Genomic DNA, 23,246 nt, shown 5'->3' on the forward strand with positions numbered 1-23,246 from the left:
AACAATTATTTATTACGTACTGCCTATACGCATGAAATTTACCAACACACTTGCTTTTGCTAAAAAGACCGATCGCGAAGATCCGTTGCGCGGCTATCGCAACAGGTTTCACATTCCATCGCTCAACAAGAAACCCGCTATATATCTTATAGGCAACTCACTGGGTCTTCAACCTAAAACAACGAAAAAGTATATACAGCAAGAGCTGGATGATTGGGCTGCATTGGGTGGTGAAGGTCATGAACATGCCAAACGTCCGTGGCTGCATTACCATCAGTTTGCAAAAAAAGCATTAGCCAATATAGTAGGCGCCAAGCCCTCTGAAGTTGTAGCGATGAATCAACTCACCGTTAATCTGCATTTGTTACTGGTGTCGTTCTATACACCCACTACCGAGCGGTACAAGATCATTGCAGAAGCCGGAGCATTCTCATCGGACCAGTATGCATTTGAAACGCAAATCCGGTTTCATGGATTAAACCCGGATACCGCGTTGATCGAATTAAAGCCGCGCGAAGAAGAATTTGCGCTGCGCACAGAAGATATACTCAACGCTATAGAAGAGCACGGTAAAGAAACAGCGTTAGTATTGTTGGGAGGCGTGCAATACTATACCGGGCAGTTCTTCGATATAAAAAAGATCACAGCAGCAGCACATCAGCAAGGTTCTATAGCGGGTTTTGACCTGGCGCATGCTGTTGGCAATGTTCCACTGCAATTACACAAAGACGAAGTTGACTTCGCTGTTTGGTGTAGCTATAAATATCTTAATTCAGGTCCGGGTGCTATAGCAGGAGCATTTGTACACGAGAAACATAGCGAAACCAATCGTCCGCGTTTTGCAGGCTGGTGGGGACACGCAGCAAACGAGCGCTTCCAAATGAAGAAAGGTTTTAAACCTATGCCGGGTGTAGATGGCTGGCAGGTTTCGAATGTACCTATATTTCAAAGTGCAGCACACCTTGCTTCGCTGGAGATATTTCAGGAAGCCGGTATAAAAGCTCTGCGCAAGAAAAGTATAGCGCTTACCTCCTACCTCGAATATATACTAAAGGAAATTGATCCGCTGGAGAATACAGTAAAGATCATTACACCAGCTAATCCGGATGAACGCGGCTGCCAGCTCTCGCTCTTCATGAAACAAAATGGCAAGAAAATATTTACACAACTAAGTAAGCATGGAGTAATTGCCGACTGGCGCGAGCCGAATGTTATACGCATTGCACCTGTACCGTTGTATAATACGTTTGAAGATGTTTTCAGATTTGGTGAGATCATTAAAAAATTCCTGTAACACTTCTATCATTTATGACGGCACATTCAAAGCACATTGCCATTGTGGGCGCAGGACTGGTAGGTTCGCTGCTGGCTATATATTTGCGAAAGCGTGGCTACAAAGTATCGCTTTTTGAACGCAGGGCAGATATGCGCAAAAATATGCTGCAGGCCGGCAGATCGATTAACCTGGCCTTGAGCAACCGGGGTATCCGCGCACTGGAAGAAGTTGGTCTGGCAGATGCCATCCGACCGGTAGCCATACCGATGCACGGACGTATGATGCACGATGTGAAAGGCAATCTCACCTTTCAGGCATACGGCAAAGAAGGACAGTATATAAATTCTGTATCACGCAGCAACCTCAATATAGTGTTGATGAATAAAGCTGAAGCCGAAGGTGCTACACTACATTTCAACCAGCGCGTTACACAAATTGATACGGATAAAACTACGATCGCCGTTACCTCTCCGGAGAATCATTTAGAGATACATACATTCGATCTGATTATTGGCGCTGATGGCGCATTCTCGGCTATACGCCAGTCGTTACAGGCAACAGATCGTTTTGATTTTTCGCAAGCATATATAGCACACGGTTACAAAGAACTACATATTCCTGCTGGTACAGCGGGAGCTTTTCAACTGGAGAAAAACGCCTTGCACATCTGGCCTCGTCAAAGCTATATGATGATTGCACTGCCTAATCCGGATGGAAGCTTTACCTGTACACTATTCTTTCCATTTGATGGAGAAACTTCTTTTACTGCGCTCTCTTCCGATCATGCTATAAAGGATTTCTTCAACGCTAACTTTCCGGATGCAGCGAAGCTTATGCCTTCGCTGTTGCGAGACTTTTATCAGAACCCAACATCTTCACTGGTTACCATGAAGTGTTTTCCCTGGGTGAAAAATAAAACGTTACTCATCGGAGATGCGGCGCATGCTATAGTGCCTTTCTACGGACAAGGGATGAATGCCGGCTTTGAAGATTGCCGGATACTAAATATACTCCTGGGTAAATATCACGACCAGTGGGAAACGGTATTACCGGAGTTTCAAAATTTGCGCAAGCCGGATACGGATGCTATAGCACAACTGGCGTTGGATAATTTTATAGAGATGCGCGACCTGGTGGGCGATGCCGATTTTCTGCTACGTAAAAAAATCGAAGCGAAGCTTCACAGCGCTTACCCCGACCGTTGGATACCGCTCTATTCCATGGTTACCTTTAACGACAACATCCGCTACTCCGAAGCCTACTCGATCAGTCGTTCACAAAAAAAGATCATGGACGAAGTGATGAGCAGACCTGGAATAGAGACCACGTGGGAATCATTGGATCTCGCATCCATCATTCAGCGTTTACCGAATGGATAAAAGATCGCAGCACACTTGTTAATCTTCGTCTGAACCAAAGGAGCAATTATACTCGAACGCATAATTCTTTGTAGTGCTTATATATAGATCGGTCCATGCGATAGACTTCACGGCATCACCATTATATATATAGTCGAAAGTCTGATCCTGGATGATGGCGCCACCGCCAACATCATAGCGGCTCTTCTTGGGGTTATTTTTAGAAAATATACTCAGGATGGAGATGTCATAATCTGCCACCGGGAATGACACGAAATTACACGCAGGAAAAAATGCCGGGTTGCCAACAGCATTGGCAAGCTCGCGGAATGGATTATTCTTTTTATCATACTTCTGTCCGAAGTATTTTGTAAAAGGATTACCGTTCACCAAACCATCTACCAGCGTAACATTCCCTCCGCTATACGATATATACTTGGTGATAACAAAAGTAGCCGGATCGCCCGGAGCTCCGCCAAATTCACTATCCACATAATAATCAACCTGCGAGGGAGATACGTAATGAAAATCAACTGTGCGCACAAAACCGCCAGGGCCGGTAATAGTCGATTTAATTATACCGGAAGGTCCTTGTATATATTCGAATTTATATTGCGGAGCAGGATTGGTAGTATATATTTCCGCATGCGTTAATTTATCGGCACCGTCATAATAAAAAAGAACTTTACTATCGGTTGCTTCCAATCTCACCAAACGGCCACTGGTACTGTAGTAAGCTTGATGCCATTTACCTTCCCAATAGAATTTACTGATACGACACACATCATGATGTGGACACCAATGATCGCACGATGCGACCACGATGAGGCATAGCAATAGCGATGACCTCACCAATGTTTTGAGGGTTTTCATTTTTTTAAAGAGGGTTTTAATTAATAAGAAAAGTTATCAAGGCAACGGCTATAAAGCAATCGTTAAACAACCACTTTTAACGTGTTGAAACGTGCATCATGCAGATAAAAGAAAGGAAATATCAATTAGACGTCACAGCACTTCGTATAGCATTCTCATCAAACAGATCGTCTTTGATGTGTGTTTTATACTCTTCAAAACGATCGAACACATCTTGTATATAGTTAACCGGCTCTTCACATTTACAATATCCAGCCGTTACAACGGGATCGCGATAAAATTTTGATTCTGATTTTTTCAGCAGGTATACCTGAACGTTATCATCCCACCTTGTTACATCTTTATCCTTTCCATACTTCAGCAACAGCTTCTTGGCATCAAGTATATGTGAGAGTCCTGCATTATAAGATGCCAATATAAATTTCAGGCGTTGTACAGAATCCGGCACCGACTTCGTCCAGTACTTATCGAGGTATTTAAGATATCGCACACCGGCATGTAAACTTTCTTTAGGATCGTTGAGATTGTGTGCTCCAAAACGTTTTGCTGTTTCCGGCATAAGCTGCATCAGTCCGCGAGCACCAGCCCACGACTCACCATTCGGATTGAATTTTGATTCCTGGTATACTACCGCTGCAAGCAGGCGCCAGTCCCACTGAAGTTCAGTAGCACCCGCTTTAATAAGATCATCATACGGTGAAAGACGATTGCTTCCATACGAAAAGTAATCGCTCTTCATACGCAGCAAGGATGTGCGCGGACTTTTAAAGTAACGATTATAGATTACCATGAACGTTGGTTCTTTCTTTATTTTACCAAGCCATTGATCAAGTGTTTCTAACAGTACAGAAGAATTTTTACGAACGCCCCACGCTATTTGTTGGGGCACACTCAGCACCGTATTTACATCGAGGTTCGGATAGTATGCAGCATTCACCTGCGCCATCGTATGATCGGCCACCGTATAGTCAATTTCTCCGGCTGATACTTTACGAATCAGCGATTCACTTTCTGCCGTAATTGTATCCTGATGTATCAGTATATCTGAACCTATCTCTTCGGATAAATTATGCATACGTATCTCATGGCTGGTGCCTTTAATAACATACACATCTTTACCTCCTAATTCTGCAGGCGTGCGTATAACGCCAGCGTTGATCTGATCATCGTTTAACTTGCGCCAGTTATCGGGCTTGCGCTGCACCAATACCTGATATGTATTGAATAAAGGTCGCGTAAAAGAAACACGTTCTTTGCGCGGCTTGTTGATTGTCATCGGGAATGCTATAATATCGCCTTCACCTCTGTTCAATTGATCTATAGCGCTCTCTACACCATTAGTAACTTTTATTTTAAGACCAACATTCAAGTCTTTGGCAAGCAGTTGTAGGAGCTCATATTCATAGCCCATGGGTCTGCCCTTATAAATAAAATAACTAATGGAATTATTATCCACCAATGCATTCAGATAGCCTCGTTTGCGGATCGCATCGAGGTCTAAACTAACGGCAGTTTCAGAAGAAAAACCTTCTTTCTGAGTCGGATTGCAAGAAATTGCCATGATAGAGAGGAGACAAACTCTCGACCAGGATCGTACTAAAACCAACATACTGGGGTTAAAGGTACAGATTTCCTGCCCGCAAACAAAAAGGCGTACACAACGGCACGCCTATACGCAAATATGATTTATACTATATATACTTAGGTAAGCTATATATTTACTGCAGTTTTTCTGATGCCTCCACGGGATAATCTGTGATCAGGATGTCCAGTTTTTTATTTTTAACAAGCCCGCGATAGTAGCTTGCATCCATCGCTGATGTATTTCCTTTATTATTTTCGCTTATATCGGTCATTACCGGTATACCTTGCTTCTTCAATTCGTTTATCAACGTCTCCTTGGTAGTTTCATGTATATAGGCGATAAGCTGTTTTGCAGGGATACCAAGTTTCTGTATAGCGCTCCATTGACTTTCATCTTTTATCAGGCAGGATATAGCCACTGTTTTTGTGATGTCATATACTTTCTTGCTGATAGCCGGATCGAATGTAAGCACCATACACTTATCATCCAGATCATTTTTATGCACAGCCTCTAACGTTTCTCTCCATACATCTGTTTTTATATCGAGCATCAGTATAACATTTTCATGTTTTGCATATTTCAGCAACTCTTCAAACGTCAGTATCTTCTCACTACTAAGTTCTCCGGTTGAAAGCTTGAGATGTATCGTGCTTAAATAAGCATCTGTCTGCTCGGCAATTTTACCCTGGCCGTTTGTAGTGCGATCAAGTGTTTCATCGTGCAGTATATATAGCGTACCGTCTTTGCTCTTGCGTATATCTACTTCCACAATAGCCGGCTGTATTTTGCTTTTACTTACCGTATAGTCAATCACCGGCAATGAATTCTCCGGAAACTGTGCATAATACCCGGCACGATGCCCGCATACAAGCGGTAACTTACCTGCACGTAAAAAATGATTTGTCTTTGATTGTGCCATTGCCAATCCTGTTATAAGCCATGCTATGCAGGCGCAAAGAATTATCCGTCTCATATTTACTCTATACATCAAATATAAAAAAAGAAGCACCCGGTGAGGGGTGCTTCTCAAACTATAATAAGCTATTAAGAAAATTATTACTCGTAATACAGTATATTGTCTATACCATGAAGCACACCTGCGTTTGTCAACACATTGGGTCTGACAACAACGGGATCTGCTACATTCGCATCATTATCTATCAGAGTAATAGTGCTTCCTGCAACAGAAGCAGTGAATGACTTACCGGTAAGAAGCGTACTTACTTGTTGTCCGTCTGTTAAATCAGTAGACAACACGCGACCTGATACTATATGGTAGCTGAGTATATCTTTAAATGCTGCAATGTCATTGGCTGAAAAACCATTGATCAGGGTAATTCCATCTCCTTCTGTAGCCACTCCTAAAAATGCTTTTACAGCATTGTCGTTCGGAGCAAAGATGGTGAAATCCGGCAGCGGAGACTGGTTCGGCTGAATTGTTGGCACAAGACCAGTCTTCTTCAGTAAAGCAGCGAACAGATCGTAGTCAGTACCATCAGCATCCGAAGCAGTTCCACCTGAGACAACCGGAGGATTTGAAGTATAGCTGATAGAAAGCCCCAGGTACGACAATACGCTGGTTGTACCTACAGGAGCAAGAACTTTATCGATGGTATGTATAACACCATTAGAAGCTTCTTTATCTACTGCTGTTACTTTTGCTGCTCCAGCATTGATCACGATATCGCTACCTGTTTTTGACAACGACAATCTTGATGAGTTCAGCGTAGTAAACACCTGGTCGCCAGTGATGCTTGCCGATGATATATTAGAGCTTATAATGTGATACGTTAAACGCGCGCTCAGTGCTGCCGTAGTAATTACAGCATTCGATGCAGACGATTTTGTATTGATATAAGCAATAACGCTGTCTTCCGTATAGGGATCAGATTTACCCAGTGCACTTTTAAAGTACGTAACGAAAGCATCATCCGTTGGTGCAAAGAGTGTAAACTGTCCGGAGTTATTATTATCCAAAGAAGTAGCCAGACCGGTTTTTACCAGGGCTGCTGTTAATACATCAAAGTTGCTATCATCTGTAGCCAGCGCTGTAATCGTAGAACCTGATGGTGTAGCAGGCAGGGTAAAATCGTCATTGCACGCTGTCAGCACAACAGAGGACAGAGATGCTGCCACTAAACACTTTATTATTGTATGTCTCATTCTTATTTGTGTTTAATAATCGATGTCTTCAGTGTACCGTCTTTCAGCACACCGGTAATATATACAGTATATACGCTTTTCTCAGTAAGCGTTTGAGCATCCAAACGTGATACTTCATTACCTGCGGATTTAACCACGGCATCATACGTTCCGGCATCTATAGTCTGGAAGCCAGCGGTTGTTCCCCTTGATCCAACAGAAGGTGTGAATGTTGGGAAACGCATCGGGTAAGAAAATATACCGCTTGTTACCGATGTTGCACCTAAAGTTGCAGTAAGTGTACCGGCATCAGGAGAAAGGTGTATAAAGCGAACTGAAACTTTGCCTGCAGCAGGCGAAGGAAGTGTTTCTGTAAGAACCAGGAAACGAACGCCTCCCGGATCACTGCTTCCCAATGGAATGGTACCCAGTGGCACAAGCTTAGCTTTCGCTTCTGCTGACAATGCTTTTCTTTCCACTACAGAAAGTTGCTTTCCGGTAGGAGGATTAAAAAAAGTAGTATCACCAAAGCTACTGGCATTCAACGTACGCAAAGGTTTTACACGATCTGTCGTATCTACTGCAAAGATGGTATAGTATGCATTTGCACTTGCCTGAAAGTTGTTGGAGTTATTGTTACCGGCACGATAGATCAGGTCTGAAGAACCAAGTACACCTCCGATTGTTCCGGAGCTTGCTTTCGCACGGATGTTTGTATTGGCAAACACTCCGTTTGAAACGATTGGTACAGCAGTATAGGTATCTTGATTAGCACCACTCACTACGCTGTTTCCGCTCTTTACATTGTTAATGAACAGATCCAGTGACGGAGCATCCGGTGACGCATTTACAAACAAAAAGTTTGCTGACAAGTTAGAGGCCGATGTTGCCGGAACAGGTTCTGCGTAATCCGGATCGCTGCAAGACGTTCCGTATACAAGAGCCGAGATCGCTATCAGGCTGGCCAATTTATATTTATAATTCATAGATAATTTCAGTTAGTAAATGAACATTAGAATATATAACGAACACCTAATTGTAACTGCCAGCGACCACCTGATGTTAATGTCTGATCAGGGATAAAGCTTTTGTTCAAAGGAGTTCCATCTGCATTTGCTTCAAATGTATAGATAGGCTTACCGGTTGTTGCTGTAGTGGTAGTTACCTGACCGTTTGCTCCTACAGTACCAGCTGTGTGCGGTTGCTCATATCCGAGGAAGCGGATAAGCTGGTTTCTTGCAGGGTTCTTGATCAAGCCCCAGCTTGAGTTGAAGAGATTCAACGCGTTATCCAGGTTAGCAGACAACTGGATGGTGTGTCTCTTACCTTTTACTTCTACATAGAAATCCTGCAGCAAGCTTAAGTTAAGACGGTTAACCCATGGGCTATACGCTGCGTTACGCTCTGCATATTTACCTCTTCTGCTGTTCAGGTAATGATCCTGAGAGATATAGTTATCAAGTTGTTGCCAGATCTGATCGAGTGTACGGCTATCGGTAGCACTGGCTGTGCTGAGTACGATCTCTTCTTTAGATTTCGGAATATAGATCAGGTCGTTACCAGTAGTTCCATCGCTGTTAGGATCTCCGTTATACAGGTACGAGAAGTTGCTACCTGAGCGACCTTCGTATGTTAAACCGAATGTAGTAGCAAAGTGCTTGAAGTATTCTATACGATATGTACCATAAGCGATAACACGATGAGGCGTTAATGCACCGGCATAAGAAAGCTCTGTGCGATTAGGGCCTAACACGTTAGCTTGTGATGAGAAAATACCACCGGCAGTTGAACCGTTCTGAGGGTTGATCTCGCGTGCATCAGTATAGGTATAGGCAGCCGATACCTGGAAATTACGATTGAAGGTCTTCTGCAATTGCGCAGTGATACTCCACTGGTAGCCTTTGTTCGTATTGTCAAGAACAAGTGCTTGTCCTATATCTCCGTTTATACGGCGATCATTTGAAATGATAGCACGATCAACGTTCGGTGAACCAGGAGCTGCACCATACAGTGGTCTTCCGTCACCCGCCAATGTAGCTTTCGAATCAGCAAGGTTTGCATCACGCAGGTAAACTGCGTTTATATCTTTTGTATAGATGAACTCCAATGTTCCTACAACACCACCTGGCAATTGCTGATCAATGGCAATGTTGGTTCTCCACACTTGTGGGAATTTAAAGTTCTTGGCAACAGTATTAACAGCTGGCACGATAGCAGAACGTCCGTAGTTTCTATCCAGCGGGTTGGTGATCAGAGCAGGTGTACCGTTTTGCAGGTTTGAGTATTGCTCAGGATTTCCAACATACGGCTTGGTGCTGAAGTTATACGGGAATCCATCACCAGTAACATCAAATGGAACAGAAGTAGTATTCAACTGACCAAAGAACAGACCGTTGTTACTTACTGCGTTAGACAACCACACGAATGGAACGCGTCCTGTCAGTACGCCTGTACCACCACGCAATTGTGTTGTACGATCGCCTTTCACATCCCAGTTGAAACCTATACGAGGTGATATCAACGGACGAACCTGTGGCCAGCCACCCACACGAAGTTGCTCACCATTCAGGTTGATAGAATTGATATAGTTATTCTTCGGAAGATCTGTGAGATATAGCGGTATATCTACACGCACACCACCGGTGATTTTAAGATTTTCAAAACCGGTATATTCATCCTGAGCAAAGAAACCAAGTTGCAGTGCTGACCATTTTGCAGCTGTTGCAGACGGACCACCCGGGACTGCTACATATTGCGTAGTATACTGTGCAGGTCTTGCAGTAGTAGTGGTTGCCGGATCAGCATCCGCATAGAAATCAGCCAAGCTGTTATAGCGGTATACACCATTTACTACCTGCGTAAATACGTTGTTGAAAGTATATAATTCGTTCGCGGTACCTACTGTAACCGTATGATTTTTCAGGTATATATTGAAGTTATCGTTCAACTGAATTACGTTCTGATCCAGTTTGTTATTCTTTGTGAAAGGATCAGGACCAAAGGTTGTCATGTTTTGTCCGTTAGGTCCAAGTATATCAACCAACGGGAAATCAGGAACTGCTAAACCACCGGCATTTTCACGGAAGTCGCGGAAGGAGCTAAATCCTGCCACGAGGTTGTTAGAGTATTTACCACCACCAAGAATTGAGTTCAACTCGGCAGTAACAGAGTATTGATTGTTGTTAATTCTATAGTATGAAGAAGAGAATGATAACACGTTGTTTGTATTACCACGTCCCCCCGGAGGGCCTCCCACAAAACCACCTGATGTGCTTGGTGGCTGATCCTGGTAAGCATTTGTAACGTTACCTCTCAGCGTAAGCTTATTGTTCGCGTTGATGTTATAGTCTAAGCGAAGCACATAGCGAATGTTATCCGTTGCACGGTTGAAGTCTTTGTATACACCGGGATCATAGTTATACTTGGAGATCAGGAAGTCGCGCAGACCGGCAAGACCTGTTTCAGGATCGTTGTCGTCTGTAGCTTGTGTTGCTCCTTGTGTAGATGCCGCTTTATTAGGACGCACGGGGTTTGTGTAGAAAGGATCTGTTCTTTTCTCGAACTCCAAGTTAGCGAAGAAGAAAAGTTTATCCTTAATAATTGGACCTCCTATACGAAAACCATAATTCTTGAAATTGAAGCTTGGCACCGGAGAATTTACACCGTCTACTTTTTTACCGGCCATTCCCTGGTTACGGAAAAAGAAATAGGCAGATCCTGTAAATTCATTTGTACCACTGCGGGTAACAGCACTTACACCGGCACCTGTAAAGTTACCTTGACGAACATCATAAGGAGAAAGAGAAACCGTGATCTCCTGGATAGCATCCATACTGAACGGAGTAGCATTTGATTGTCCGCCAGGCAGCGGGTTAAGACCAAATACGTTGTTTACAGTAGCTCCATCAATTGTTAAGTTGTTATATAGGTTACTTCTTCCACCGAAGCTGAAAGCCGAACCACCTGCTTGTGGTGTTAATCTTGATATATCTCTGAAGTCACGACCAATAGAAGGGATGGTCTGAATCTGATTTACGGAGAAGTTAGACGAGGCTCCCATCTTATCCGAGTTAAGCGTAGGATCCTGCGTGCCCGATATCACAACTTCAGCCAGTTGTGTGCTCTCATCTGAGAGTTTATAGTTAGACGAAAAAGTTTGGCCAAGTTGCAGGTATACATTTTCCTTCACTTGCTCTTTGTAGCCAACAAAAGATACCTTAATGGTGTAAGGTCCGCCAACACGCATAGCGGGGAAGTTGTAATAACCATCGGCACGGGTAACAGTTCCGTAAACAGTTCCTGACGGAACGTGGGTTGCTACAACATTTACACCCGGCAATGGTTCGCCGTTCTGATCACTCACTTGTCCGCTCATACTGGCCGTAGTAACCCCCTGCGCAAGCGCAGCAGATACTACCCCAGTCGCGAAGACTAAAAACAGTAGAATTCTCCTCATAGATTTGTGAATTATTTAGATTAATGGTTTGTAAGAGTTCGGCAAAAGTATCGGAAGGCACACAATTAAACTTTAAAGCACGTTTAAATCTTTCCACAAATTGTTTACAATAAGTTAACACCATTTCTTCTACTCGTACTTGGGTTGTTGATAACCGTTTGAAAGAGAATTGCTTATGCCAATGTTAAAAAAATAATCGCATTGCGGATGCAGGCATCGAGTTTATTTTAGGGAAATTTTTCTTACATCGATTGCAGAAATTTCTGACATTCCTCCTGTCTACCCCAGTCTCGGTAGAATGCAGTTTTCGGAAGTGATGGAAATAACATAAATTTCATTTAGCCCTATAGCTATACTCTCATCAGCCGGAGCATCTATAGACTTCCCTATATCCGGGCGGGTAAATCTGTGAAGTGTTCCCTATATAATATACCGTGCCAGCCTGTTGTTGTAGAATTAATTTCACCCGGGCGAGTTGCGATCTGAATATTTAGCAGAATGTATCCTTGCTATAGCGCCTCCACTCTTTCAGGTTTCGATTCTTTTGCAATCTTTGTAAACCCAAAACAACCCTATTTTTTAACCTCTATGATCGCATTTCTTAAAGGGCGGCTAGTACACCGTGACCCAACGCATGTTGTGATCGATGTAAATGGTGTAGGCTATCAAGTCAACATTTCGCTTCAAACATTTTCAGATATCAAAGAGCAGGAGAACATCATGCTCTATACACATCTTTCTATACGCGAAGATGCGCATGTATTATTCGGCTTCAGTGCCGAGTCAGAGAAACGACTGTTCCAACAACTGATCTCGGTAAATGGTGTAGGCCCGAGCACGGCTGTAGTAATGCTCTCCTATATGAACAGCCATGAGTTAAAATCTGCGATCGTGCGCGAAGACGCTGCTGCATTGCAAGGCATAAAAGGTATAGGAGGAAAGACCGCGCAGCGTGTGATTATAGAATTACGCGACAAGCTCAAGAAAGAAAACTGGGAAGAAAGCCAACCTACTATTTCGACAGGCCCTCACAATACCCTGCGCAAAGAGGCGTTATCTGCTTTGCTTGTGTTGGGCCTACCCAAAGCAGCTGCAGAGAAAAGTGTAGATGCCGTCCTGAAAAAATCGGGAAATACCATTACCTTAGAAGATTTAGTTAAACAAGCCCTAAAAAACGCCTAGACGTTTGAGAGTCTTTACTCTACAACCCCACGTTACCCTCAAGGTTGGCCGCGTCATCATTGCATGGCTCAGCTTCTTTTGGCTAGCCGATGAAGCGATTGCTCAACGGCAAGACACTACGCGTGTATCTTCTGATACCACACGAAATTTACCCTATAAACCCGACAAGCGCCCAACGTACAGGCCATCCGACAGATATGGCGATCCGTTCTCAAACCGACAAAGTGAGTCACCGCTATACCTGAAAGATCCCAACCAGATGAAGCTGGATGTTGAGATCGACACTGCACTAAACTATACTATCTACGAAAAAATAGGAGACCTCAATTACCGGCCTACATCGAGTATGTCGTTTGAGGAATTTAAAAAATACCAGGACCGTCAGATACTCAAAAGTTATTGGCAAGGTCGCGCCAAAGCACAGGATGGAGAAAGCCCGGTAAGCGGGCGCGGGTTCGTTCCTAAAATATTTCTGAGCCCGGTACTCGATCGCATCTTCGGTGGAAGCTATATAGAATTAGTACCGCGCGGTTTTGTTACACTGGATTTCGGTGCTTCCTTTCAACGCCTGTTCAATCCTACACTCGCTATACGTCAGCAACGTAATGGTGGCTTTGAGTTCGACCAACAGATCAACATGAGCGTGGTGGGTAAGATCGGTGAGAAGCTTGCTGTTACTGCGAACTTCGACAACAACAACTCGTTCGACTTTCAGAATAACATGAAAGTGGAATATACCGGCTTCAAAGAAGATATACTTCAGAAGCTTGAGATCGGTAACGTAAGTCTCCCGCTGAACAACACGTTGATACAAGGTGCGCAAAACCTCTTCGGTATAAAAGCCCGCATGCAGTTTGGTAAACTCAATGTAACAACTATCGCCACTACACAACGCGGTAAAGCTTCATCTATAGATGTAGGGGGCCAAGGATCTAATGGTGGGCAGGGACGTCCGTTTGAAATTATAGCTTCGAATTATGATGACAACCGACATTTTTTCTTAGGACATTTCTTCAAGGATAATTATGAACGTGCTGTTGGTAATTTACCGCAGATCATCTCCAACGTAAACATTACGCGTGTTGAAGTATATGTACTGAACCGGAACAACGATACGCAAACACTGCGCAACGCGATTGGTTTGATGGACCTTGCGGAAGCAAAAACGATCTATAACAAAGAAACAGTTATAGCTGGTAACGCTGGTCTTCCCAATGGCAATGGTTCCAACAACCTCTTCAGTAAAGTAACTACGTTCGATCGTAACCCGGATAATATCAACTCATTGCTGGAAGGATATTTCTCTGGCGACAATAACAACGGTACGGACTTTGAAAAAATTACCGGGGCACGCAAACTCGCACCGAGTGAATTTACATTCCATCCGCAGTTAGGCTATATTTCGCTTTCGCGCAAACTTCAGAATGACGAAGCGCTCGCAGTTGCCTATCAATATACCTATAACGGAGTAACCTATACTGTTGGAGAACTTACCGAGAAGTATGCCAACCTGAAGGATGATGAAGTAATCTTCCTGAAGTTATTGCGCCCGCGCAAAGTAGCTATACGCGATGAGTTGAAAAGACCTATACCTACGTGGGAGTTGATGATGAAAAACATTTACAACCTCAACGTTAGCCAGCTTACACGCGATGGTTTTCAGTTGCGTATAGTATATCGCGATGCACGCAGCGGTGTAAACAACCCTCAGTTACAAGATGGTTCTGCTGCCCTCCGCGAAAAACAACTCATTGAAATACTCGGCCTCGACCGACTCAACCCGGTAAACGACCCCGGCCGTGATGGTAACTTTGACTTTGTTGAGAACATAACGATCAATACACAGACAGGTGCCATCATCTTCCCGTACCTGAAGCCGTTTAGTGAAGGGTTACGAAAGGCATTTAAGGGCGAGCAAAATGAAAGTTACCTGATACAGAAATACTCCTACGACTCGCTATATAACACAACAAAGGCCGATGCCGAGCTATATGCCACCAAGAACAAGTTTTATTTGATGGGTACATATAATGCCGGTTCATCCAAAGAAATTCTTATTCCGGGTTTTGGCGTATCGCAGGGATCAGTAAAACTATATGCAGGAGGTATACCACTCAATGAAGGAACAGATTATGTAGTAGACTATACTTTCGGAAAAGTAACGATCCTCAACGATGCTATATTAAGCTCGGGTAAAAATATAGAAGTACAATACGAACAGTCTGACCCATTCGCGTTCCAGACGCGAAGCTTACTCGGCACGCGCCTCGACTATAAGTTAAGTGATGATGTAAACCTCGGCTCTACGTTGCTATACTATAACGAGCGCCCCATCATTAGTCGTAACCAGATAGGAACAGAGCCTGCACGCAACATTCAATATGGTTTCGATTTTAACATGAACAAAAAGAGCCGCATGCTTACCAAGATTGTAGATGCGCTCCCCTTTTTACAGACCAAAGAACAGTCTACTGTTAATGTCACTGGAGAATTTGCCCAGTTATTACCCGGTACTTCCAACGTAATCAACGGACAGGGTACTGGCTATATTGATGATTTCGAAAACTCAGCAACACCCTATACCCTGATGAATCCTCAGGGATGGAAGCTGGCTGCTACACCCAAGACCAATAACAATCTATATGGCCCTACACTTATCAACGATTTGTCTGCAGGCTTTAAGCGCGCCAAGATTGCATGGTACTCTGTAGACAATCAATTCTACAGAACAGGTGGACGCTTTAAACCCGATAACATTAGTGATGATGATCTGAAGAATCACTATGTGCGTGCTGTTGGTCCGCAGGAGATCTTCCCTAACCGCCAGTTAAATCAAGGTATATTTTACGAACAGATCTTTGATGTAGCCTACTATCCAAAGGAACGCGGCCCCTATAACTATACTACATCTTTTGATGCCGATGGTTTTCTTACAGCACCGGAACAGAACTGGGGTGGTATAACTACCGCGGTGCGCACGGAAGTAGATTTTGATAAAGCCAACATCGAGTATATAGAGTTCTGGATGCTCGATCCTTTTATCCAGGGAACGAATGGTTTGATCGATGATGGTAATAAAAACCCGAAACATGCTACCGGTGGTCGCCTGATCTTTCAATTAGGAAGTATATCCGAAGATGTGATCATCGACTCGAAGCATGCCTTTGAAAATGGTTTACCTCCCGATGGCGATCTGGTAAATGGCGCTGTTACTTCTAACGAATGGGGCTATGTTACTACACAACAATACCTGACAAGCTCTTTCGATAACCAGGCAAGCTCTCGCCAGAATCAGGACGTAGGTCTGGATGGTTTATCTACTGAGAACGAACGGAATTTCTATAATGAAAAATTCCTGAGCAAGATCACCAACCCTACTGCGAAGGAGAAAGCGCAACAAGATCCATCGGCTGATAACTTCCGCTATTACTTCGACAGTGAATTTGATGGTGGTAATCTCAATGCAAAAATCCTGCAGCGCTATAAAGACTTCAACGGTATGGACGGCAACTCTCCTATCATTACCGGGAGCGATCTGATTGCCCGCGCTGCCACTACTATACCGGACAACGAAGACTTAAATGCCGACAACACACTAAGCGAACTGGAAGAGTATTACGAGTACGACATGAATATACTTCCCAACCAGATTCGTACGGGAGGTGAATATATAGTTGACCAGATCTCTACCAGCAACAACAACTCCAAAGAAACCGTAACGTGGTACCTGGTGCGTATACCGGTGCGCGTACCGGAGCGTCAGTATGGTAACATCGATGGCTTCAAATCCATCAAATATATACGTATGCTGCTTACCGGCTTTAAAGATCCGGTGGTATTGCGTATGGCAAACTTCCGCATGGTGGGCAGTCGCTGGAGAAGATATACCGGTAATTTACAGTCCGGTGGATTGGTGCCGAACTACGAACAGACACAAGACGACTTTATGGTTTCGGTAGTAAACCTTGAAGAGAACGGTGCCGGTAATGACAACAAACCTCCGTATGTAATTCCTCCGGGCGTTGTGCGCGATCGCGATAATACATCTTCTGTACCTCGCCAGCTCAACGAGCAATCAGCACAGCTCTGTGCAGATGATATAAAAGATGGCGATGCGCGTGCCATGTTCAAGAATATGGCGGTTGACCTCTTCAACTACGGTCGCGTTAAAATGTATTTCTCTGCGCACAGTCAAACAGCACATGACGATGATCTGCGTGCTTTCCTCCGCCTGGGTAAAGATCTTGACTCTAACTTCTATGAAATAGAGATACCGCTGAAAATTACTTCTACGCCGGTAACAGGTGATCGTGAACGTGCCGTATGGCCGGAAGAAAACGAGATCGATATGGCGCTGGATGAACTGCGAAGACTCAAGGCCGACCGCGATCGTGAAAACATTTCACTCAATCAATTTTATCCGATAGAAGGAAGAGAAGTAGGCCGCCATCGCATTCGCATATTCGGAAGACCCGATCTTACTACCGTACAGTCGCTCATGATCGGTGTACGCAATCCGCGCTCGGACGATAAGCGATCGTACCAGGTATGTATATGGGCTAACGAATTACGCGTTACGGATTTCAATCGCACACCGGGCTGGGCGGCCAATGCTACACTCAGTGCGAAGCTTGCCGACTTTGCTACTATAACAGGTGCAGTACATCACACCGGTTTTGGTTTTGGTGGTGTAAGTTCCAAGATCTCAGAGCGAACGCGTGACCAGACAACGGGTTATGATATATCTGCCAATGTAAATGTCGATAAACTTTTGCCGGGCAATACGGGTATAAAGATTCCGATGTTTGTGAGTTATGAAAAAACAACGATCACTCCGTTGTATGATCCTGCCAACCCCGACTTAAAACTGGATGCCGCGCTGCAATCCTTTAATGAGGATCAGCGCAGTAATTATCTCAACATTGTAAAAGACCAGACGGTCGGGCGAAGTTTGAACTTTGTGAATGTGCGCAAGGTAAAAGTAAAACCCGATGCCAAGAGCCACATCTGGGATATCGAGAACTTTTCGTTCAGCTATTCCTATAGCGATCGCGTACGGCATAATTTCAATACAGCAGAATCATTGCAGAAACAACAGAAGGGATCTATAGCCTATACCTTTACTCCCAAGGCAACAGGTATAGAACCTTTTAAAAATTCCACAGGGCTTTCCTCTCCCTGGCTGAAGCTGATTAAAGATTTCAACTTCAGCTTTATGCCGAGCAGCATTGGTGTACGTGCCGATCTGAATCGTTCGTTCACGAAAACAGCGTATCGCAATCCGGATGGTCTTGGTAACTTCATCGAATCGCCTGCCAACTATATGAAGTACTTCACCTTCGACAGGCAATATAATGTTCGCTGGAATTTCTCGAAGAACTTATCGTTCGATTATAACTCCCGCGCCAACGCGATTATTGACGAACCAACGGGAGAGCTGGATACACAGGAAAAGAAAGACAGTGTATGGCATAACCTGAAACGCTTTGGCCGTATGAAAAACTTCGACCAGAGTATAACCGTAAACTATACGCTTCCGCTGGACAAGATTCCTGCAACGGACTGGCTGGGCGCTGACTATCGGTTCCAAGCAAGCTATAACTGGAAGGCCGGTCCTATCAATCGTCCGGATGCACTCAATATACCGGATGATATAGCCGATGAGTATGATTTCAAGAACACCATTCAGAATAACCGCGATCAGAATTTCTCCGGGAAGATCGATCTGGTAAAACTATATAACAAAGTTAAATTCCTGAAGGAACTGAATACCCCGAAGCGACCGCTGTCGGTACAGCAGCGCGTGCAACAGGCGCGACAAGCCAAAGCCGACACGGTAAAGGCTCCGGCTGAAATGCCTGGCTTGTTAAAAGGATTCTTCCGCATGCTGATGTCTGTGCGTTCAATCAACGGTACATTCTCTCTTACAGAAGGAACTATACTTCCGGGCTTCGATCAAATACCGAAGTTCTTTGGTATGAGTAAAGATTGGAATGCTCCCGGCTGGGGCTTTGTACTCGGCAGCCAGGATCCGAGTATACGAACAAAAGCTGCACAGAATGGCTGGCTCACTACGAACACTGAGTTATCGGTGCCGTTCAGCCAGGTGAGAACAGAAACATTGTCGTTGCGTGCCAATGTAGAACCTACTACCGATTTCAAAATACAACTTGATCTGAAGAAAGAGATCTCCAGTATGTTCCAATCTATATTCCGAAATATAGCCGATAGCACCAGCAGCACACCGCTATATGCCGATCTTAGCCCGAACCGCAGTGGAAGCTACCGCATATCGATCATCAGTATAAAAACAGCATTCAACAGCAGCAACAACGAAGTACATTCTTCTGTATTCGAGAAGTTTGAAAGCAACTTACTGGAAATGAAATCGAGACTTGAGGCAGTAAACAAAGGTGAGACATACGATACTACTTCGCAAGATGTATTGATCCCGGCATTCATTGCGGCCTATACCGGCAAAGATGTAAACAAGACTAGTCTCTCTCCGTTCCCCAAAACTCCGCTACCAAACTGGCGTCTTGATTATACTGGTCTGAATAAACTGGAAGCGTTCAAAGATGTATTTCAGTCTGTCACTATATCACATGCGTACCAGTCGTCATACTCGGTTATGAACTACTCCAGTTCACTTGACTCTAACGCGGTGAATGATGTAGACCGCTTCTTGATTAACAAGCCCGTTACCGATTACAACAATTCTTATTTCGGTACCAGGCCACGACAAACTGCTGATGGCACTGACCTCATCCCTATATATGTAATCAGCCAGGTATTGATCTCCGAGCAATTCTCTCCTCTCATTGGTATCAGCGTACGCACCAAAGGAAGATTGTCAGCAAACTTCCAGTATAAAACAAAGCGGGATGTAGCGCTCAATATCTCCAATGCGCAGATCACAGAGTTGAACAGTAAAGATTTTTCGTTCGAACTGGGTTATACGAAAAATAACATGAAGCTTCCGTTCAAAACGCAGGGGCGAACCACGGTATTGAAGAACGATGTTACTTTCCGTATGAATGTTACTGTGGGTAACACCAAAACCATTCAGCGGAAAATCGATGAACTGAATATCATCACCAATGGCAATATAAACTTCCAGTTGCGTCCAAACATCAGCTATGTTGTTAATCAGAAGCTGAACATCCAGCTATATTTCGAGCGCACTATTAACGAGCCGCTGGTTTCCAACTCTTATCGCAGAGCTACTACGCGATTTGGTGCGCAGGTGAGGTTTAGCTTGGCGCAGTAACTTCCTTGTTCAAGGTTAAAGTTATAAGGTTTAAAGTTCAAGGTCGGGTTTACTGAACATTGAACTTTAACCTTTTAAAACTTTACCTTATTTTTGCCCGCACCTAAAAAACTGAATACTCATGAACATCCCGGAAGGACTGAAGTATACCAAAGACCACGAGTGGGTTAAAATTGAAGGAAACACTGCGATTGTTGGTATTACTGACTTTGCTCAAAGCGAGCTTGGCGACATCGTTTACGTTGACATTACAACGGTAGGACAAGACGTTGCCGAACATGATATTTTCGGAACAGTAGAAGCTGTGAAGACTGTATCAGACCTTTATATGCCGGTAGCCGGTAAAGTGCTGGAAGTAAATCCTATACTCGATGGCAGTCCTGAAAAAGTAAACGAAGATCCATACGGAGATGGCTGGATGATCAAAATTCAGCTTACAGGTTCAGGCAGCGATCTGCTTACCGCAGCGCAGTACAAGGAACTTATTGGAAAGTAATATCCGTTAAGCGTTAACGGTTATAAGTTTATCTGTGTAACCGTTTAACTTTTTTATCATGATCGAATTACCCGTCATATCGCAGGAAGAGACGCGCAAGCGCAAGCCGGACTGGCTTCGCGTAAAATTGCCCGTGGGACCGGAATACGCTAAAGTGCGCAGGCTGGTAGATAATTATAAGCTTCACACTATTTGTGAAAGCGGTAATTGCCCGAACATGGGCGAGTGCTGGGGAGCTGGCACCGCTACGTTTATGATTCTGGGAAATGTATGCACCCGAAGCTGTACATTTTGTGCTGTAGCTACCGGAAGACCAACTGAATATGATGCAGAAGAGCCCAAGCGTGTAGCCGAAGCGATAAAACTGATGGGCGTGAAACATGCCGTGATCACGTCAGTAAACCGCGATGAGTTGAAAGACCGCGGTGCCGAGATCTGGTATCAGACCGTTGTAGAAACAAAAAAAATAAGTCCTGAAACAACCATCGAAACACTTATACCCGATACAAAAGGAAACTGGGATGCCTTGTATAGAATGATAGAAGGCAAACAGGAAGTTGTTTCGCACAATATGGAAACTGTAGGACGGTTATATCGCATGGTGCGTCCGCAGGCTAAATATGAACGCAGTCTCGAACAGATAAAAAGAATTCGCGAAGCAGGTATGCGTACCAAGACCGGTATTATGCTGGGACTTGGCGAAACCAAAGAAGAAGTTTTCAAAGCGATGGATGATCTTGCTGCTAATGGCCTCATGATTCTTACGCTGGGTCAATATCTGCAGCCTACTAAAATGCACCTGGAGGTAGCCGAATTTATTCATCCTGATACGTTCGAGATGTATAAAGAAGAAGGTTTGAAACGCGGCTTGAAATATGTTGAATCCGGTCCGCTGGTTCGTTCAAGCTACCATGCTGAGCGACATGTAAACGTACCGTTGGATTAACTTCTATACTCTGTAATTACTCCAAAGATTTTAAAATAAGAAAAGCGGGTGATGAACCCGCTTTTCTTTTATCTATACTATAACACTATAGCTTCTATTTTTTATCCGCCACTATACGCTGATCGCGATTGGCAATTTCCCATGCTGTATAGAAAACGCATTGCGCGCGCAACGCCATCAGATCAAACTCAATCTTGCTTACTTCATCGCTAGGCTTGTGGTAGTCTTCATGTATACCATCAAAGTAAAACACGATCGGAATATTGTTCTTTGCAAAATTCCAGTGATCGGAGCGGTAGTATAATCTGTCAGGGTGATTCTGATCGTTATAGGTATAATCGAAAAGTAAATTTGTGTGTGCTTTGTTTTGCGCTTCGTTCAGGTTATGTAACTCAGTAGAAAGTTTATCAGAGCCAATCACATATACATACGGAGCACTGTCTTTGTGTTGAGGATCTCTGCGGCCAACCATGTCAATATTCAGATCAACTACAGTTTTATCCAGGGGGAATACAGGATGCTGTGTATAATAATCAGAACCCAGCAAGCCTTTCTCCTCTCCTGTTACTAACAGGAAAAGTATACTTCTTCTCGGACCTTTCCCCTCTTTCTTCGCTTGTGTAAATGCTTTCGCCAGTTGTATTACCGATACTGTACCTGAGCCATCATCGTCTGCACCGTTGTTGATCAGGTCGCCTTCTGTGCCTTTAATTTTACCGATGTGATCGTAGTGCGCAGAAATCACCAGCAGTTCATCTTTCTTATCGGTTCCTTCCAGGTAGCCCAGCACGTTATCACTTTTCAGCACGTGTATATCCATCGCTGTTTTATAGGTGATGGTTGCCGGCTTTACTTTCTTCACGGTGTTTTCAGTAACAGCCTTCGAAAGTTTTTCAATCGTTGTGTTCAACACTTTAGCTGCGGCTGTCTGCGAAATGAAAAATACACCTGCGCGTTGTTCACCGGCTTCAGGCTTCTTTACCGACAATATACCTTCGCTCAGATAGTCTTTCAACTGCGCTGATAATTCTTTATAGGCATTTACATCTGCGTTGTAGATCAATACAACTTTTGCTTTACGCTCGCGTGCCAAGGTTAACGCAGCGCGATAATTTTCTTCAGCGCCTTGCTGTATAACGGCAGCCTTGCCTTCTACATTGATCAGATCGAAATCTTCTTTACGTCCTTTGCCTACAAAGACAACTGGCACTGTAACTTCTCCACCTGAATCAGATGATCCATAGAATACAACCTCCTGGAAGTTCAGAAATTTTGTCTGGCCGGACTTCAGATAAATATCACCGGGCATACTAGTATAGAGTTCAACATTCTGATAGAAGCCACCACTTACAGGGCCGGCTAATCCGAAGTCTTCAAAGTTTGCTTTCACAAAAGCAGCTGCCATCTTTTGTCCGCGCTTACCGGTTTCACGGCCTTCCATAGCATCGGAAGCGAGGATCGATAAATTTTCTTTGAGGTCAGCAGGAGTGATCAGGTCGCCATATTTTTTAGCGGCCGGATCTTGCGCAAGCAGGTTGCCAGCCGTTATCAGCGCCAGCACCATGCACATACATTTCTTCATGATCAATGAGTTTTTTTGAAATTAAAAATCCTGGCAATATGAAAAGGAATTTTGTCAATACAGAAATCGTTCCTGTTAAA

The 23,246-nt window shown here is 44.0% G+C and carries 13 protein-coding genes; 6 read left to right on the forward strand and 7 right to left on the reverse strand.

Going from position 1 to position 23,246, the window contains the following annotated elements:
• Nucleotides 1-31: 31 nt before the first annotated feature.
• Both kynU and VIN08_RS08405 read left to right on the forward strand, forming a co-directional pair.
• The gene (kynU, locus tag VIN08_RS08400; RefSeq protein WP_331963067.1) at nucleotides 32-1,294 is read left to right on the forward strand and encodes a kynureninase; all 1,263 of its coding nucleotides are present in this window, start codon (nucleotides 32-34) and stop codon (nucleotides 1,292-1,294) included.
• A gap of 14 nt (nucleotides 1,295-1,308) precedes the next feature.
• Nucleotides 1,309-2,655: an NAD(P)/FAD-dependent oxidoreductase gene (locus VIN08_RS08405; protein WP_331963069.1), complete on the forward strand. Its 1,347-nt coding sequence runs from the start codon at nucleotides 1,309-1,311 to the stop codon at nucleotides 2,653-2,655.
• 18 nt (nucleotides 2,656-2,673) lie between these two features.
• Here the strand turns inward: VIN08_RS08405 and VIN08_RS08410 are convergent, their stop codons facing one another.
• The 6 genes from VIN08_RS08410 to VIN08_RS08435 all read right to left on the reverse strand — a co-directional run bounded on the left by VIN08_RS08410 (nucleotide 2,674) and on the right by VIN08_RS08435 (nucleotide 11,690).
• Nucleotides 2,674-3,507 (reverse strand): hypothetical protein, encoded by an 834-nt coding sequence (locus VIN08_RS08410; RefSeq protein ID WP_331963072.1) that lies wholly within the window; start codon nucleotides 3,505-3,507, stop codon nucleotides 2,674-2,676.
• A 121-nt stretch (nucleotides 3,508-3,628) separates the two neighbouring features.
• Nucleotides 3,629-5,068 (reverse strand): transglycosylase SLT domain-containing protein, encoded by a 1,440-nt coding sequence (locus VIN08_RS08415; RefSeq protein ID WP_331963074.1) that lies wholly within the window; start codon nucleotides 5,066-5,068, stop codon nucleotides 3,629-3,631.
• Nucleotides 5,069-5,225: 157 nt separating this feature from the next.
• A complete protein-coding gene (locus tag VIN08_RS08420; protein ID WP_331963076.1) occupies nucleotides 5,226-6,011 on the reverse strand; it encodes a glycerophosphodiester phosphodiesterase family protein in 786 nt (261 codons plus the stop codon).
• Nucleotides 6,012-6,148: 137 nt separating this feature from the next.
• Nucleotides 6,149-7,255, reverse strand: a complete 1,107-nt coding sequence (locus tag VIN08_RS08425) for a fasciclin domain-containing protein (RefSeq protein WP_331963078.1) — start codon at nucleotides 7,253-7,255, stop codon at nucleotides 6,149-6,151.
• A 2-nt stretch (nucleotides 7,256-7,257) separates the two neighbouring features.
• The gene (locus VIN08_RS08430; RefSeq protein ID WP_331963080.1) at nucleotides 7,258-8,220 is read right to left on the reverse strand and encodes a hypothetical protein; all 963 of its coding nucleotides are present in this window, start codon (nucleotides 8,218-8,220) and stop codon (nucleotides 7,258-7,260) included.
• A gap of 26 nt (nucleotides 8,221-8,246) precedes the next feature.
• Nucleotides 8,247-11,690 (reverse strand): TonB-dependent receptor, encoded by a 3,444-nt coding sequence (locus tag VIN08_RS08435; RefSeq protein WP_331963082.1) that lies wholly within the window; start codon nucleotides 11,688-11,690, stop codon nucleotides 8,247-8,249.
• Between the two features lie 588 nt (nucleotides 11,691-12,278).
• Here VIN08_RS08435 and ruvA point away from each other — a divergent pair.
• The 4 genes from ruvA (at nucleotide 12,279) to lipA (ending at nucleotide 21,584) form a co-directional block, all read left to right on the forward strand.
• Complete coding sequence (gene ruvA, locus VIN08_RS08440) at nucleotides 12,279-12,872, forward strand: Holliday junction branch migration protein RuvA (RefSeq protein ID WP_331963084.1); 594 nt, start codon at nucleotides 12,279-12,281, stop codon at nucleotides 12,870-12,872.
• Between the two features lie 4 nt (nucleotides 12,873-12,876).
• Nucleotides 12,877-20,142 (forward strand): cell surface protein SprA, encoded by a 7,266-nt coding sequence (gene sprA, locus VIN08_RS08445; RefSeq protein ID WP_331963086.1) that lies wholly within the window; start codon nucleotides 12,877-12,879, stop codon nucleotides 20,140-20,142.
• A 121-nt stretch (nucleotides 20,143-20,263) separates the two neighbouring features.
• Nucleotides 20,264-20,638, forward strand: coding sequence for a glycine cleavage system protein GcvH (gcvH, locus tag VIN08_RS08450; RefSeq protein ID WP_331963088.1), 375 nt, complete (start codon nucleotides 20,264-20,266; stop codon nucleotides 20,636-20,638).
• 58 nt (nucleotides 20,639-20,696) lie between these two features.
• Entirely contained in the window at nucleotides 20,697-21,584 is an 888-nt protein-coding gene (lipA, locus tag VIN08_RS08455; RefSeq protein ID WP_331963090.1) for a lipoyl synthase, read from the forward strand.
• Between the two features lie 94 nt (nucleotides 21,585-21,678).
• On the opposite strand, the gene VIN08_RS08460 is transcribed toward lipA, so the two are convergent.
• Nucleotides 21,679-23,166 carry a M28 family peptidase gene (locus VIN08_RS08460; protein WP_331963092.1) on the reverse strand — a complete coding sequence of 496 codons (1,488 nt, stop codon included), beginning with the start codon at nucleotides 23,164-23,166 and terminating at the stop codon, nucleotides 21,679-21,681.
• Between the last annotated feature and the right edge of the window lie 80 nt (nucleotides 23,167-23,246).

The sequence above is a fragment of the Ohtaekwangia sp. genome (assembly GCF_036568665.1).
GTDB lineage: Bacteria > Bacteroidota > Bacteroidia > Cytophagales > Cyclobacteriaceae > Ohtaekwangia.